Source organism: Streptomyces silaceus (assembly GCF_001419745.1).
In the GTDB taxonomy this organism is placed as follows: domain Bacteria; phylum Actinomycetota; class Actinomycetes; order Streptomycetales; family Streptomycetaceae; genus Streptomyces; species Streptomyces silaceus.
In genome coordinates this window covers 1-15,257 of sequence record NZ_LIRJ01000369.1, presented here as the reverse complement: position 1 = coordinate 15,257, position 15,257 = coordinate 1, and the positions used below count along the sequence as shown (strand labels likewise).

Sequence of the window (15,257 nt, the reverse complement as noted above, 5' to 3'; positions counted from 1 at the left end):
CGCGCGATGGCGAGGCCGAGGCCCGTGCCGCCGTCGCTGCCGGGGCCCTGCGCGGGGGCGCCCGCGTGGCTGCCGCGGTTGAAGCGCTCGAAGACGCGGTGCCGCTCCGACTCCGGGATGCCGGGGCCCTCGTCGAGCACTTCGAGGTCCAGGGACTCGGGGTAGGGGCCGCGCCGGGCCCGGACCGTCACGCGGCCGTGCGGCGGGCTGTGCTTGACCGCGTTGTCGATGAGGTTGGCCACGACCTGGTGCAGGCGCTCCGCGTCGGCGTGGGCCGTCAGCTCGGGCGGCGAGACGTCCAGGTGGAGATGGACGTCCGTACGCGTGTGGCTGCCGGAGCCCGACGCGATGCCCGCGCGCGCGGAGACGACCATGTTGGCTTCCTTGAGGACGCCCGACAGATAGGGCCAGACCTCGAAGCGGCGGGCCTTCAGGGGGACGACGCCGTTGTCGAGGCGGGAGAGGTCGAGGAGGGTCTCGACGAGCCGGCCGAGCCGCTCGGTCTGCTTCAGGGCGGTGCGCATGGTCTCGGGGTCGGCGGCCGAGACGCCGTCGACGACGTTCTCCAGGACCGCGCGCAGGCCGGCGATGGGGGTGCGCAGCTCGTGCGAGACGTTGGCGACGAGCTCCTTGCGCTGGGTGTCCTGGGCCTCCAGGTCGTCGGCCATCGCGTTGATCGTGGAGGCCACGTCGCCCAGTTCGTCGCGCCGGTCGGCGCCGCGCACGCGGCGGGTGTAGTCGCCGTGCGAGACGGCGCGGGCCACCGCGTTCATCTCGTCCAGCGGCGCGGTGAGGCTGTGCGCCACGAACTGCGTGATGAGGAGCGTGGCGATCACCGAGAAGACGGTGATGAAGCGCAGCTCGGTCTCGGTCTTCATGGCCACCAGGAGCAGACCGGTGGTGATGAACACCGAGACGACCACGAGGGCGCCGAGCTTGGTCTTGATGGAGAACGGCCGCAGTCCTCCGAAGGGCCCGCTCATCCCGCGACCCGCCTCACGGGGTGGGGGTCTCCAGCGCGTACCCCACGCCGTGCACCGTGCGGATCCGCTCGGCGCCGATCTTCCGGCGCAGCGCCTTGATGTGGCTGTCGACGGTGCGGGTGCCGGACGCGTCGGCCCAGTCCCACACCTCGGCGAGCAGTTGCTCGCGGGAGAGGACGGCGCGCGGGGTGTTGGCCAGGCAGACCAGGAGGTCGAACTCCGTGGGCGTCAGGTGGACGTCCTCGCTGCGGACCCGCACGCGGCGCTGCGCGTGGTCGATCTCCAGCTCGCCCAGGCGCAGGATGCCGCTGCGGGGCGTGGTCGCGGCGAGCGCGGCCCGCTCGACGCGGCGCAGCAGGACGTGCACGCGGGCCGCGAGCTCGCGCATGGAGAACGGCTTGGTCATGTAGTCGTCCGCGCCGACCCCGAGACCGACCAGCATGTCCGTCTCGTCGTCGCGCGCGGTGAGCATGAGGACCGGGACGGGGCGCTGGGCCTGCACCCGGCGGCACACCTCCAGGCCGTCGAAGCCCGGCAGCATGATGTCGAGGATCAGCAGGTCGGGCTGCCAGGCCTGGGCGGTGTCCACCGCCGAGGGGCCGTCTCCCGCCGTTTGCACGACGAAACCCTCGGCACGCAGCCGGGCGGCGATGGCGTCGACGATCGTCGGGTCGTCCTCGACCACCAGCACCCGGCGCTGCGCGCCCGGCGTCGCCGCCGTCGCGCCGTTGTGGGAGGTGTGTGTCTGCTCCATCGCCCGCCCCTGACACTGATCGCTTGTGTTCGGTCAGCAGGGTACGGGTCGCGAAGGCACCTCGGCTACGCAGCCCGGACGCCGAGGTGGACCACGTCGGGGACGCCTCGGGCAACGGGGATCTCTTCCGTCCGTACCCGCTGGAATCCGGCATTCCGTAGAGCGTCGTCGAAAGCGGACGAGGGCTGGGCCGACCAGACGGCCAGTACTCCGCCGGGGTTCAGACGGGCTTTGCAGGCGGCCAGACCGGCCGAGGAATAAAGGGAGTTGTTGTCCTCCGTGACCGTCCAGTCCGGGCCGTTGTCGATGTCCAGACAGAGCGCGTCGTACGTTTCCGACGCCTCGGAGACGTAGGTGACGAGGTCCGTGTGAAGAATCTGCGCACGTGCGTCGGCGAGTGCCGCGCCGGACAGTTCGGCGAGCGGCCCCTCGCGGTGCCAGTCGATGATCGCCTGCTCGCGTTCGACGACGGCGATGCGTCCCCAGCGGGGGTCCGCGGCGGCGTGCGCGAGGGAGAAGCCGACGCCGAGGCCGCCGATCAGGACGGCGGGCTCCGGCCGGTCGTCGAGGGCGTCGCGCGCCGCGTCGACGAGCAGTCGCTCGGAGCGGCCGTCGGAGGTGTCCATCAGGAAACAGCCATTGGCGATGATCTGCAGCAGCTCACCGTGGCGCCGCAGCACGACCTCGCCGTACGGTCCCTCGCGCCGGTCGACGACGACGGGGGCGGTGGTGTGGATGTGCATGGGCCTCAGCGTATGGGGGCGCGATGCGGCTTTTCGGGGGACGCGGAAGTCACCCAAGAGGTTGCTGTGAATCGGGCCTCACGTGGCGCCGGTCATAGACAACGCCGGAAAAGAGGACAAAGGGTGGGCCGGGACGGAAGGAGCGCCTCACCCGTGAACCAGAGCGTGCGGCCCGCCGAGGTCGCGCCCGATGCCGAGACGCCGGGCACCCTGAACGCCATTCCGCGGCAGTCCCCGCCGGGGGAGAGCCGCGATCCGGACGCGCGGACGCGCGCCGGTCTGTCCGAACGCGGCGCGCCCGCGCGGGCGCCGGGCCTCGCCCCGTGGAGCGCCGGGCGTACGCGGACCGACGAGCGGACGCCCTCCGACGCGGGGCGCACACCGCCCGGCACCGGGTGCTCCCCGTCCGGCACCGGGCACGCGCCGTCCCGTGCCGCGTGCGGGTCAGGGGCCGTCGAGGGACTGCGGGCCAGGGCCCGCGCCGCGGGGTTCCGGCCCTGGCGGCTGCTGCCCACCCCCATCGGTACTCCCTTCACCTTCGGGTACGCCCTCGTGCTCGCCGCCACCTCGCTGCTCGCCGCGTACGCGGACCCCGACCTCGTCTCCGCGCTGCTCCACGGTTCGAGCACCGACGTCGCGCACCTCGCGCACAGCCCCGTCCTCGTCCTGGTCGCCAGCGCCCTGTGGATCGCGGGCGGCATCACCTCGCCGTACGCGATCGGCTTCCTCCTGGTGCTCACCGCGCTGGAGCGCCGCATAGGGGGACTGCGCACCGCCGGTGTCTTCCTGCTCGGGCACGTGGTCGCCACGCTCGCGACGGAGGTCCCCGTCGGCCTGTCCGTCCTCGCGGGCCACCTGCCCGACACCTCGCTGCACCGCCTGGACTACGGCATCAGTTTCGGCGTCGCCGCGAGCGTCGGCGCGCTCGCGGGTCTCCTCACGCCGTGGCTGCGCTGGATCGTCCTGGCCGGATTCGGCTGGATGCTCGTCGACGACCTGATCGCGTTCACCGACCCGATGACCAACTGGGGCCATCTGATGGCGCTCCTGATCGGCGTCGCGACCTGGCCCCTGCTGCGGCGCCGGCGGCGTCCGCGGACGCCGTCCGCCTGACGGCGGCTCACGGCAGCACGGCCGCGTACCCGCCGATCGCCGCCGGCGTCCGGGGCGTTCCCTGGAAGCGGGTCCGGCCGTCGGCGAGGACGAGCACGTCGTCGCAGGCGCCGGTGATGTCCTCCATGAGGTGCGTGGAGACGACGACGGTCGCCGTCTCGCCGATGGTCCGCAGCAGCGCGTGGAGGCGCTCGCGCTGTGCCGGGTCGAGCCCGGTCGTCGGCTCGTCGAGGAGGAGCAGGCCGGGGTCGTTCACGATGGCCTGCGCGATGCCGACGCGCTGCTTCATGCCCCCGCTGAGCGTGCGGAGCCCGGCGTCGAGACGGTCGCCGGGACCGACGCGGTGCGCGGCGCGCTCGACGGCCGCGGGGACCTCGGGCGCGGGCACGTCCTTGAGCCAGGCCGTAGCCGAGGAACTCGCGGGTGGTGAAGTGCCGGTACACGCCGAACTCCTGGGGCGGATAGCCGAGACGGCGGCGTACGGCGAGCAGCCCCGCGTAGTGCGAGGGGTCCTCGCCGAGCAGGGTGAGGCGGCCGGCCGCCGGTTCCGCGGCGGTGGCGAGGACGCGGATCAACGACGTCCTGCCCGCGCCGTTCGGACCGAGCAGGCCGTGCACGCCGGTGGGCGCGCCCCGCTGGGATGAGGGCGGTGGCCCGCCATCCGCCGTCCACGGGTCGCCCCGCCGCCCGCGGCTGCGTCGGCCTCACCGCCTCGCCCCCGCGCCGTCGTACGACTGCCGCCGCGCGTACAGCACCGCGCAGCACACCACCGTCCCCGTCGCCCACCTGCCTCGTCGAGGTTGAGAAACACCTACTCACTGAGTGTTTCGCCCGGTCTGATGCCGTTGCGTGATGGTTTGAGGAGGCTGGCGAGGCGGCACTGACGTGAAAGGCGGGCCCCCAGGTCACTGTGAGGCGCCAGAGGGCTGTTTGATCCCAACCCCTCCTGTTTGATCCCAACCCGGGCCCGCCCGGTGGCCTTTGGCCGCTGGTCGGGGCAGCCAACTCGCAGTACATCTGAAACATGACCGCCCCCAGCGGCTACCCCAGCGACCTGTCCGACGAACGCCGGCAGCTGATCGAGCCGGTGCTCACCGCCTGGCGCGCCGAGCGCCGCGGCCGCGGCCTGGACATCGGCCGCCCACCCGAACACGACCTGCGCCCGCTGATGAACGCGATCCTGTACGTGGACCGCACCGGCGTCCCCTGGCGCTACCTGCCGCACGACTTCCCACCCTGGCCCACGACCTACCACTACGTCGCCTGCTGGCAGGAGGACGGCATCTTCACCCAGCTCACCGGCCTGCTGCGGCACCTGGTCCGCGCGGCCGAAGGACGCGACGGCGAACCGTCCGCCTGCGTGCTGGACTCCCAGACCATCAAGACCTCCGCCAACGTGCACCTGGCCGACCAGGGCACCGACGCGGGCAAGCGGATCATCGGACGCAAGCGCCACCTCGCCTGCGACACCCTGGGCCTGCTGCTGACCGTGCTGGTCACCGCCGCGAGCGTGTCCGACACCGCGGCCGGCGTCACGCTGCTGTCCCGTATCTCCGCCGTCCACTCCCGGGTGGCCAAAGCCTGGGTGGACGCCGGCTACCGGACCACCGCCATCAAGCACGGCGCCCGCCTGGGCATCGACGTCCACCCCGTCCAGCGCCCGCCGGGCGTCAAGGGGTTCACGATCATTCCGCGCCGCTGGACCATCGAGCGGAGCATCGGCTGGCTCATGCACCACCTCCGCCTCGCCCGCGACTACGAGCGACACCCGCACCGGTCCGAAGCCATGATCCACCTCGCGATGATCGACCTCATGACCCGCCGCCTCACCGGCGAAGCCACCCCGAACTGGCGCGGAACCTGACCCGGGGCAGCGACCCGAGCTCGCGGAACGCAGAAAGCGCCTTCCACCTGGACCGGTAGAACCCCTCGACAAGGTTCATCGCCCCAGATCAGAAGGCACTTTCGCGTTCGCAGCCAGCAACCGGTCTCACCCTGAGTGAAACGGTGAGGTCAACGGCAACCGATGGCGTGGCTCAGCAGGAGCCGATCACCACGGGCTGCCACGGCAGGCCGCAGGGGTTCGTCGTCGGGCCCGCAGGCTGTCGGAACCCATAGAGCGTGTGGTTTTCGCAGCTCTGTACCTCCGACAAGTCGAGGCAGGGGTCCGGGTTGAAGATGACGGCTTGGGCCGAGCCAGATCCTATGAAGACAGCGGCACCGGCGATGCCGGTCGCGAAGACAAGACCGATTTTGCGCATTCTTCCCCCTGAGATTTAACCGTCGCTGGCTCACGCTGTTGCGGCGGTTGACTGTTTGCTGCCGCATCGTAGGCATCACAGCTTCACAACTTCCATCATTTCGAGGATCGTCGAAAAGGTGCCCGGCCTGTGAATCCCTGCCGGAATCGCGCCGGTCGCCATTCCAGTGACGTGTCGCGCGCCGCTCCCCGAGGAATGTCAGTGGCGGATGCCATGGTGATGGCCTGAGCGCACCGGCCCCCGCCCTTCCCGCCCAGGACATCACTGTTCTGGCCGAGAGGCTGCGGGTGCCGGTGTGGAGCGCCCTCAGCGAGCGGGCCGACGCGCTACGCCGCACGCTCCCTCCCCGCCCGCAGGCCGCGCACGACCGGTGGGTATGGCTGAGAGAACTGGACCCCGAGCAGGAGCGCCAGGCGGCGCTCCTCGACCACCTGGACGCCTTGTGCCTCCACCTCGCCGGACGCTGTGCGCTCGGTTGCGCCGCCGGCGATCCGATGCCGAGTGCCGCGCTGGAGGAAGCCGACGGCTTCACGGGCGAAGCCACCCTGAACTGGCGCGGAACCTGACCTGGGATCAAACACACCTCACAGGGCGAAACGCTCAGTCAGGAGCGCGGCCGGTGCGCGCCGGTTCCCGCTCCGCGGGGCCGTGGGGGTTGCTCGCGCGGTTTCCCGCGCACCTTGAGGGGCGCGGGAAACGGTGGGGCGCGGTCTGCCTACGGGGTACGGTCCGTCGCCCTCGCCTCCACGATCGACGGGAACGACGCCGTCGGGAGGACGCGCGTCACGGTCAGGTCCGCCGCCGCGAGCAGGGAGGTGAACTCCTGTTCCGTGCGTTCGCGGCCGTCGATGACCGCTGCCATCGCCACCGCCAGGGTCTTGCCGGGGTGCGGTGCGTTGCCCGGCGGCAGGACGGACTCGACGACCAGGAGGCGCGCGTCCGGCGCCATCGCCGCGCGGCAGTTGCGCAGGATCCGCAGGCAGGCGTCGTCGGGCCAGTCGTGCAGGACGTGCTTGAGCACGTAGACGTCGCCGCCCTCGGGCACCTTCGTGAAGAAGTCCCCGGTCTCGGCCCGCCACCGGCCCCGCGCCTCGTCGTCCTCGCCCAGGACGTGCGTGGCGATCGCCGGGGCCTGGTCGACGAGCACCCCGGTCAGGCCGGGCCGCCCCCGCAGCACCGCGCGCAGCAGCCCGCCGCGCCCGCCGCCGACGTCCACCACGGTGCCCTTCTCCGGGAACGGATACGTCCCCGCGACCACCGCGTCGACGGGCGCCGAGAGCGAGGTCATCCCGCTGTCGAACAGCTCCCGCAGCTCCGGGTCGTCGGCCAGGTGCGCGAAGAAGGGGCGGCCGTAGAGCCGCTCGAAGGAGGGCCCCGCCTTGCGGACGGTCTCCTCCAGGGCCTCCGAGGTCCGCAGGAAGGCGGGGTCGGTCAGCATCAGGACCGCCGCGTGCTGCGAGTGCGGCACGTCCGTGCGCAGCGCGTCCCCGAGCGGCGTGAGGTGGAACGCGCCCGCACCGTCCTCGCGGAAGACGCCGCGCGTGGCGAGGTAGCGCAGGACGGGCCGCAGGTGCCCCGGGTCCGTGTCGGTGAGGCGGGCCAGCTCCTCGGCGGTGCGCGGCCCCGGCGCCAGATGGTCGGCGACCCGGCACCGCGCCGCCGTACGCAGCGCCGCCGAGAAGAGATGTCCCAGCGCGTACTCGACGAGGGTGCCGGTCACGTCCTGCGCGCCGCCGTTCTCGGGTGTGTCCACCATGATTCCCCTCCACGAAAGCCGAAGCCCCCACGGTCCCAAGCCGGCGCCCGATGGGGAACGGGCCGTCGCCGGCCCCGGGTCCCAGGGCCGCCCGGAGCCGCACCCGACAGCCCGTTCTCCGTGATCGCTCACAGCGAACATCCCTTGGGGAACATCCGGAAGCTCATAAGCATTGAGTCCATACAGCTCAACTTGAATGCCGAAGGGGAGATCATGGCTTCGACGTCCACACCGCTCACTCTGCCTGTGCTGCCGCTCGACGACGAGGTCGTCCTGCCCGGCATGGTGGTTCCGTTCGACCTGTCCGATGCCGATGTACGAGCCGCCGTGGAGGCGGCGCAGGCCGCGGCGCGGTCCAGTGGCGACAGCAAGCCGAAGGTGCTCCTTGTTCCGCGGATCGACGGGACGTACGCCGCGACCGGTGTCCTCGGCACCGTCGAGCAGGTCGGCCGGCTCTCCGACGGCGACCCCGGTGCCCTCATCCGCGGCCGGAGCCGGGTGAGGATCGGCGCGGGCACGACGGGTCCCGGCGCGGCCCTGTGGGTCGAGGGTCTGACGGTCGACGACTCCGTGCCCGAGCCGCTGCCCGGCAGCGTCACCGAGCTCGTCAAGGAGTACAAGGCGCTCGCCACCAGCTGGCTGAAGAAGCGCGGCGCCTGGCAGGTCGTCGACCGCGTCACGCAGATCGACGACGTCTCCGCGCTCGCCGACAACTCCGGCTACTCGCCGTTCCTCACCACCCAGCAGAAGATCGAGCTCCTGGAGACCGAGGACGCCGTCGCCCGCCTCAAGCTCGCCACCGCGCAGCTGCGCGAGCACCTCGCCGAGCAGGACGTCGCCGAGACCATCGCCAAGGACGTCCAGGAGGGCGTCGACAAGCAGCAGCGCGAGTTCCTGCTCCGCCGCCAGCTGGACGCCGTCCGCAAGGAGCTGCGCGAGCTCAACGGCGAGCAGGAGGGCGAGGAGTCCGACGACTACCGCGCCCGCGTCGAGGCCGCCGACCTGCCCGGGAAGGTCCGCGAGGCCGCCCTCAAGGAGGTCGACAAGCTGGAGCGCGCCAGCGACCAGTCGCCCGAGGGCTCCTGGATCCGCACCTGGCTGGACACCGTCCTCGAACTGCCGTGGAACGAGCACACCGAGGACGCGTACGACATCAGGGGCGCCCAGTCCGTCCTCGACGCCGAGCACGCGGGCCTGGAGGACGTGAAGGAGCGCATCACCGAGTACCTGGCGGTGCGCAAGCGCCGCTCCGACCGCGGCCTCGGCGTCGTCGGCGGCCGCCGCGGCGGCGCGGTCCTCGCCCTGGTGGGCCCGCCCGGCGTCGGCAAGACGAGCCTCGGCGAGTCCGTCGCGCACGCCATGGGCCGCAAGTTCGTGCGGGTCGCGCTCGGCGGCGTGCGCGACGAGGCGGAGATCCGCGGCCACCGCCGTACGTACGTGGGGGCGCTGCCCGGACGCATCGTGCGGGCGATCAAGGAGGCCGGGTCCATGAACCCCGTCGTCCTCCTCGACGAGATCGACAAGGTGGGCTCCGACTTCCGGGGCGACCCGGCCGCCGCCCTCCTCGAAGTCCTCGACCCCGCGCAGAACCACACCTTCCGCGACCACTACCTGGAGGTCGAGCTCGACCTGAGCGACGTCGTGTTCCTCGCGACGGCGAACGTCCTGGAGGCCATCCCCGAGGCACTGCTCGACCGCATGGAGCTGGTCCGCCTGGACGGCTACACCGAGGACGAGAAGGTCGTCATCGCCCGTGACCACCTGCTCCCGCGCCAGCTGGAGCGGGCCGGCCTCGGCCAGGACGAGGTGGCCCTGGACGAGAGCGCGCTGCGCAAGCTGGCCGGCGAGTACACCCGTGAGGCGGGCGTGCGCAACCTGGAGCGTTCGGTCGCCCGGCTGCTCCGCAAGGTCGCGGCCCAGCACGAACTGGGCGAGCGGGAGCTGCCGTTCACCGTGACGGACGAGGACCTGCGCGGGCTCATCGGGCGCCCGCACCACGTGCCCGAGTCCGCCCAGGACCCGGCCGAGCGCCGCACCGCGGTGCCGGGCGTGGCCACCGGGCTCGCGGTCACCGGCGCGGGCGGCGACGTCCTCTTCGTGGAGGCCTCGCTCGCCGATCCGGAGACCGGCGCGTCCGGGCTCACGCTCACCGGCCAGCTCGGCGACGTGATGAAGGAGTCGGCGCAGATCGCGCTGAGCTTCCTGCGCTCGCACGGCGCCGAACTGGAGCTGCCCGTGGGCGACCTGAAGGACCGGGGCGTGCACGTCCACTTCCCGGCGGGCGCGGTCCCCAAGGACGGCCCGAGCGCGGGCGTCACGCTCACCACGGCCCTCGCCTCGCTGCTCAGCGGGCGGCAGGTCCGCACCGACGTGGCGATGACCGGTGAGATCTCGCTGACCGGCCGCGTCCTGCCGATCGGCGGCGTCAAGCAGAAGCTGCTGGCCGCGCACCGCGCCGGGATCACCACGGTGATCATCCCGAAGCGGAACGAGGCGGACCTCGACGACGTCCCCGCCGAGATCCTGGAGAAGCTGGAGGTGCACCCGGTCACCGACGTGCGCCAGGTGCTCGAACTGGCCCTCACCGAGGCCGAGGTGAAGGTCCGGGCCGCCGCGTAAGGAGCAGGCCTCTCAAGAGCAGCGGAAAGGGTGGCCGTCCCGTGCCGGGGCGGCCACCCTTCGCGTACTCCGTGGGCGGCTCAGCCGTTGGCGAGCGCCTGCACCCGGTCGAGGGCGCCGTTGAACTTGTTGTGGTCACCGACCGTCGGGCCCGACGAGGTGTACTGCCACATCGTCTGGAAGCCCCAGCCGGCCGGGAGTTCGCCCGGGGAGGTGTTGTAGCGGGCGATCCACAGCGGGTTGCTCGCACCGAAGCCGCCGTAGTTGCCCGTGCACTGCTTCCACCAGCTCGTCGCGGTGTAGATGACGGCGTCGCGCCCGGTGCGCGCCTTGTACGTGTTCAGGAAGTCACGGATCCAGCTGACCATGTCGGCCTGGGACTTGCCGAAGCAGGTCGCCCCGTACGGGTTCCACTCGATGTCCAGCGCGCCCGGCAGCGTCCTGCCGTCGCGCGACCAGCCGCCGCCGTTGCTCGCGAAGTAGTTGGCCTGCGTGGCGCCGCTGGAGGTGTCGGGCGTGGCGAAGTGGTACGCGCCGCGGATCATGCCCACGTTGTACGAGCCGTTGTACTGCTGGGTGAAGTAGGGGTTCTTGTACGAGGTGCTCTCGGTGGCCTTGACGTAGGCCCACTTCACTCCGCTGTTCCACAGCGTCGACCAGGCGACGTTGCCCTGGTGGCTGCTGACGTCCACGCCCTCGGTCTGGGCGGCGTCACCGCCGGCGGGCCGGCCGCCCTGGCCGTCGTGTTCGACGACGCCCTGGCCGAGGCGGGCGGTGCCGCGCTGGGGGACGTCGTCCGCCTGGGCCGCCGTGGGGAGCGTCAGGAGGAGGGAGAGGGCGGACAGTACTGCGAGGACAACCCCCGCCGGCGACAAGCGCGAGCGGCGGGCCGGTCCGGGTCTGTGCACGGGCATGCGTGCCTCCGAAGGCCTCGGTGGTGCTCGGTGGGGACCTGTCGACATGCCGTGGTGTGAACATGTCAGTTGAAAAGCTACGCACGTAGACCGCCGCTAGGGAAGAGGGCCAGGGTTCTGCCGTTGGTCCACTCCTGTGGCGGTGTCATTGCGGCGGCACCGTCGCGACCTTGCGAAATACTGGTCAGGCCGCTGCCGACAGGGTCGTGGCGCGAGGGCCTTTGGGCGATAACTTTCAGAATCGGGAAAGCGGGACATGGGTGCTGCACAAGAGGGTGGGACGTGCGGGGAGCACGGCGACGCGGAGCGCGGGGCGGACCGTGAGTTCCTCGCCCTGGAACGGGAGTTGTCGCTCCTGATGCGCCGCGCGCGGGCCTCCTCGGGCGAGATGGCCCGCCAGGTCCACCCCGACCTGGAGCCCGCGGCGTACGGCCTGCTGGTGCGCCTGGACGACTCGGGGCCCCAACGCGCCACCGACCTGGCCGCGTTCATCGGCGTCGGCAAGGCGACGATGAGCCGCCAGCTGCGCGCCATGGAACAGCTCGGCCTCGTCTCCCGCGAGCCCGACCCCGCCGACGGGCGCGCCTGGCTGATCCGCCTGACGCCCGAGGGAAGCACCCGCTTCCGCACGGTCCGCGCCGCCCGCCGCGCCCAGTACGTGCGCCGCCTCGCGGGCTGGGACCGGGCGGAGGTCGCCGAACTCGCCCGGCTGCTCGGCCGGCTGAACGACAGCGCGGACGCCTGAGCCCCTCCCCGGGACCCGGGTGCCCGCGCGTCACCCCCTCCGTGTGCCGCCCCGCGCCCTCCTCCGCCGCGTCGACACACGCGCCCACTGCGTCGACACGCGCGCCCGCCCGGCCGGTGCGTGCCCTCACAGCTCCGCGTACACCACCGCCGCGTCGTCGTGCCGCTTGCCGCGCGGGAAGGCCAGGCGGTCGGGGTCCGCGAGCTCCAACTCCCGTACGCGGTCCACCAGGTGCTGCGGCCCCTCCTTGCGCAGCAGCGCGAAGCACTCCGTCCAGTCGCCCTCGTGGAACGTCTCCACCCAGCGTCCGGCGCCGTCGGTGAGCGCCGCCACCGCCGCGACGTCCGCCCGCGGGCGCTCGCCCGTGACCGCGCGACCGGCCGACGCGGGGTCGGCGGCGGCGGTGAAGAAGCCGTCCTCCGCGTTGCGCAGGGCCTCGACCGCCGTCGCGTACGCGCGGCCCGCCACGTCCCGCTCGGCCGAGCCGCGCGGCAGGGCGCGCACCTGGTCGCGCAGGGCCCGCACGGCGGGCGGCAGTTCCGCCAGGCGCCGGTCGAGGACGGCGGTCACCTCGCCGTCCGGGCCCGCCATGAGGAGCGCCGAGTCGGACAGGACGAGATGCTCGACGCGCTCCGCGTCCCACCGGACGAGGACCACCGTGGCCTGAGGTGTACGTGGGTGAGAAAGGTCACAGGTTGAACGATGTGCGTCGGCGGTACGCGCGATGGCGGCCGCCAGAACCTCAGTGAGCGTCATATCCCGCCGTGAAACGGACAGTTCGCCCAGTGCTCCGCCGAGCCGCGCGGTGAACCAGGGGACCGAATGAAGACAGCCCACCGACCCCTCCGGCGGTGTCACGCCGTCCAGGACGACGAGCGATCCGCCCTGTCCGGACGCGGGAAGCGCGACCGACGCGTAGTCCTCGTTGGGGCGTGCGGGGTCTCCGGGCTCGATGGCGAGTTCGATGCGCATTCGGCCAGTCTGCACGACCCCTTCACAAGGGGCACCAGAAGCCGCAAAGGGGTGGAGGGATGGCTCGTAGGGGCGGGCGACGCGCCGGAATTCGACCGGAATGATCACCTCCGGCGGGGTGTGGTCGCGCATCCTGCCAAAGCCGGTGGTCGACGTCCAACCGGCACACCGCATATGCCCCGTGGCCGTAACGTCGGGACTTGCCCGCCAACTCCCCGCCGATGTTCACTCCTTCGGGTGGCCAGGCAGGCGATGCGCGACCGCCACTCACCGGCACTGAAAGGGTCAGGAGCCGTACCGGGGGAGCGCTCGTGTTGACAGATCGTCACCCGGGCCCAAGGGCAGACGAAAACAAGAATGCGAGCACCGGTGCAGAAGATGCCGCCTCGGCGCAAAGGCAAGCAGTCGGCTCCGGAGGGGACCGTGCCGGGCGCGACCGCCCCGGCCGAGGGTGCGCCGGGCCCCTCCGCGGGCGCGGATGCCGCTCCCTCCGCGGGCGCGGATGCCGGGTCGGGACAGCCGACGGGTAGGGGTGCGGGCGGGGCCGCGGGTGCCGCCGTCCCCGGGACGTCCGCCGAGCCCGTGACCTCCGGCGCCTCCGCCGATCCCGCCGCCTCGGGTGCGCCAGGAGCCGCCGCGACACCCCCCGTGCCCAAGCCCGCGGCCGTCAACAAGCGGCCCACCGCGCGCGTCCGCAATCGGCTGATTCTCGCCGTCACGGTCGTGGCCGCCGCCGTGGCCGGCGCGGGCGCCCCCGCCGTCGTCGCCGCCTCCGGGCAACTGAGCGACGCGCAGAGCCTGGTGACCCTCGCCGGACAGACCCAGCAGGCGGTCTCCCTCGGCCACTCCCTCGCCGACGAGCGCGACGAGGTCACCTCGTACATCGCCTCCGGCCGGCCCCAGGGCAAGGGGCTCTCCGAGAGCCGCAGCGCCCGCGTGGACCGGCAGATCGAGGAGATCCGCGCCGCCGACGCGCCCGCGGCCCTGCGCAGCGACCTCGCCGAGATCGCCGCCGTGCGAAGAGCGGCGCTCACCGGCAAGAGCACCGCTCTCGAAGCCCATGAGGCGTACACCAAGGTCATCGCCGAACTCCACGGCCTCACCCGGGACCTGGCCGCGAAGCTGCCGCCGGAGGCCAACCAGGGCGCCCTCGCCCTCTCCGACCTCGACCACGCCGTCGAACAGGCCGCCGCCGCCCGCGGCCTCCTCCTCGCCGCCCTCGCCGTGCCCCGCGACTCCTCGACCACCACCGTCGATCCGGTCACCGGCCTGCCGACCACCGCCCAGGAGTCCCCGGCCGACGCCAAGCGCCGCGACGAGCTCAGCACCGCCGCCCAGCAGGCCCACCTGCGCGAGCTCGCCGCCCTCGCCGACTTCCGCGACGCCGCGAGCGACCGCGCCCGCGCCACGTACGAGTCGACCGTCACGGGCCCCGAGGTCGCCACCGCGGAGAAGTACCTCGCCCGCCTCACCGACGAGCCCAAGCTCTCCGCGGCCGAGCGGCGCTACGACGGCAAGAAGCTCGACGCCGCGCTCTCCGCCCGCATCGAGACCATGCGCGGCGCCGAGTCCGCGCTCGGCGTCGAGCGCACCAAGCGCCTCGCCCAGCTGCGCGACGACGACGTCACCGCCCTGGAGATCCGCGTCGCCCTCGTCGGCGCCTGCCTGCTCCTCGCGGTCGGCTTCGCCATGGCGACGGCCCGCTCGCTGACCCGCCCGCTCGCCGTGCTGCGCCTCGGCTCGGCCCGCCTCGCCACCGAGCCGGAGCCGCAGGAGCCGATCCGCTTCACGGGCCGCGACGACGAGTTCGCCCAGGTCGTCCGCTCCGTCAACGCGCTGCACGGCCACGCGGCCGCGCTCACCGAGCGCCTCGGCACCCTGGAGTCGGACCGCAAGCACCTCGTCGGGCAGCGCCGGTCCATGGCCGAGGAGCGCGAGGCCCTGCGCGCCGAACTGGCCGAGGCGTCCGCCCACCTGGACCGCGTGCGCCAGTCCATCCACGGCACCTTCGTCAATCTGGCCCTGCGCACGCTGGGCCTGGTGGAGCGCCAGCTCGCGGTCATCGAGAACCTGGAGGACCGCGAGCAGGACCCCGACCGCCTCGCCACGCTCTTCAAGCTCGACCACCTCGCCACCGTCATGCGCCGGCACAGCGAGAACCTCCTGGTCCTCGCCGGTGCCGAGCACGGCCACCAGCACCCCGGCGCCGTGCCGCTCGTCGACGTCGTGCGGGCCGCCGTCTCCGAGATCGAGCGGTACGAACGCGTCCGCATCGCCACGCTGCCGCCGCACGCGCACGTCGCGGGCTTCGCCGCGGACGACATCAGCCACCTCACCGCCGAGCTCCTGGAGAACGCCACCTCGTTCTCGCCGCCGGACGCCTCCGTCGAGGTCTCC

Annotated in this window: 12 protein-coding genes and 1 pseudogene; 6 read left to right on the top strand and 7 right to left on the bottom strand. The window is 72.6% G+C overall.

The window, feature by feature from the left end; all coding sequences use genetic code 11:
- The 3 genes from AOK22_RS29880 to AOK22_RS29870 form a co-directional block, all read right to left on the bottom strand.
- Nucleotides 1-983: sensor histidine kinase (locus AOK22_RS29880; protein WP_055701843.1), on the bottom strand; the 983-nt coding region annotated here is incomplete at its 3' end.
- 13 nt (nucleotides 984-996) lie between these two features.
- Nucleotides 997-1,737: a response regulator transcription factor gene (locus tag AOK22_RS29875; RefSeq protein ID WP_055701842.1), complete on the bottom strand. Its 741-nt coding sequence runs from the start codon at nucleotides 1,735-1,737 to the stop codon at nucleotides 997-999.
- 65 nt (nucleotides 1,738-1,802) lie between these two features.
- The gene (locus tag AOK22_RS29870) at nucleotides 1,803-2,480 is read right to left on the bottom strand and encodes a spermine/spermidine synthase domain-containing protein (protein ID WP_055701841.1); all 678 of its coding nucleotides are present in this window, start codon (nucleotides 2,478-2,480) and stop codon (nucleotides 1,803-1,805) included.
- Nucleotides 2,481-2,633: 153 nt separating this feature from the next.
- Here AOK22_RS29870 and AOK22_RS29865 point away from each other — a divergent pair, with 153 nt between their 5' ends.
- Nucleotides 2,634-3,593 carry a rhomboid-like protein gene (locus tag AOK22_RS29865; RefSeq protein WP_244165133.1) on the top strand — a complete coding sequence of 320 codons (960 nt, stop codon included), beginning with the start codon at nucleotides 2,634-2,636 and terminating at the stop codon, nucleotides 3,591-3,593.
- A gap of 7 nt (nucleotides 3,594-3,600) precedes the next feature.
- On the opposite strand, the pseudogene AOK22_RS44175 reads toward AOK22_RS29865, so the two are convergent.
- Nucleotides 3,601-4,210: pseudogene (locus tag AOK22_RS44175) on the bottom strand (ATP-binding cassette domain-containing protein).
- A 407-nt stretch (nucleotides 4,211-4,617) separates the two neighbouring features.
- On the opposite strand from AOK22_RS44175, the gene AOK22_RS29850 reads away from it, so the two are divergent.
- Nucleotides 4,618-5,457: an IS5 family transposase gene (locus AOK22_RS29850; protein ID WP_055701838.1), complete on the top strand. Its 840-nt coding sequence runs from the start codon at nucleotides 4,618-4,620 to the stop codon at nucleotides 5,455-5,457.
- A gap of 684 nt (nucleotides 5,458-6,141) precedes the next feature.
- A complete protein-coding gene (locus AOK22_RS29840) occupies nucleotides 6,142-6,420 on the top strand; it encodes a hypothetical protein (protein ID WP_244165131.1) in 279 nt (92 codons plus the stop codon).
- A 149-nt stretch (nucleotides 6,421-6,569) separates the two neighbouring features.
- Here the strand turns inward: AOK22_RS29840 and AOK22_RS29835 are convergent, their stop codons facing one another.
- Nucleotides 6,570-7,610 (bottom strand): methyltransferase, encoded by a 1,041-nt coding sequence (locus tag AOK22_RS29835; RefSeq protein WP_055701835.1) that lies wholly within the window; start codon nucleotides 7,608-7,610, stop codon nucleotides 6,570-6,572.
- Nucleotides 7,611-7,823: 213 nt separating this feature from the next.
- On the opposite strand from AOK22_RS29835, the gene lon reads away from it, so the two are divergent.
- Complete coding sequence (gene lon / locus AOK22_RS29830; RefSeq protein WP_055701834.1) at nucleotides 7,824-10,229, top strand: endopeptidase La; 2,406 nt, start codon at nucleotides 7,824-7,826, stop codon at nucleotides 10,227-10,229.
- 80 nt (nucleotides 10,230-10,309) lie between these two features.
- Here lon and AOK22_RS29825 read toward each other — a convergent pair whose 3' ends face one another.
- Nucleotides 10,310-11,143: a lysozyme gene (locus tag AOK22_RS29825; RefSeq protein ID WP_055701833.1), complete on the bottom strand. Its 834-nt coding sequence runs from the start codon at nucleotides 11,141-11,143 to the stop codon at nucleotides 10,310-10,312.
- A gap of 256 nt (nucleotides 11,144-11,399) precedes the next feature.
- Between AOK22_RS29825 and AOK22_RS29820 the strand changes: the two genes are divergently transcribed.
- Complete coding sequence (locus AOK22_RS29820) at nucleotides 11,400-11,888, top strand: MarR family winged helix-turn-helix transcriptional regulator (RefSeq protein ID WP_055701832.1); 489 nt, start codon at nucleotides 11,400-11,402, stop codon at nucleotides 11,886-11,888.
- Between the two features lie 126 nt (nucleotides 11,889-12,014).
- On the opposite strand, the gene AOK22_RS29815 is transcribed toward AOK22_RS29820, so the two are convergent.
- On the bottom strand, nucleotides 12,015-12,860 hold the full coding sequence (locus AOK22_RS29815) for a protein phosphatase 2C domain-containing protein (RefSeq protein WP_055701831.1): 846 nt from the start codon (nucleotides 12,858-12,860) through the stop codon (nucleotides 12,015-12,017).
- A 378-nt stretch (nucleotides 12,861-13,238) separates the two neighbouring features.
- On the opposite strand from AOK22_RS29815, the gene AOK22_RS29810 reads away from it, so the two are divergent.
- A partial coding sequence (locus AOK22_RS29810; protein WP_208606466.1) for a nitrate- and nitrite sensing domain-containing protein occupies nucleotides 13,239-15,257 on the top strand: 2,019 nt, incomplete at its 3' end.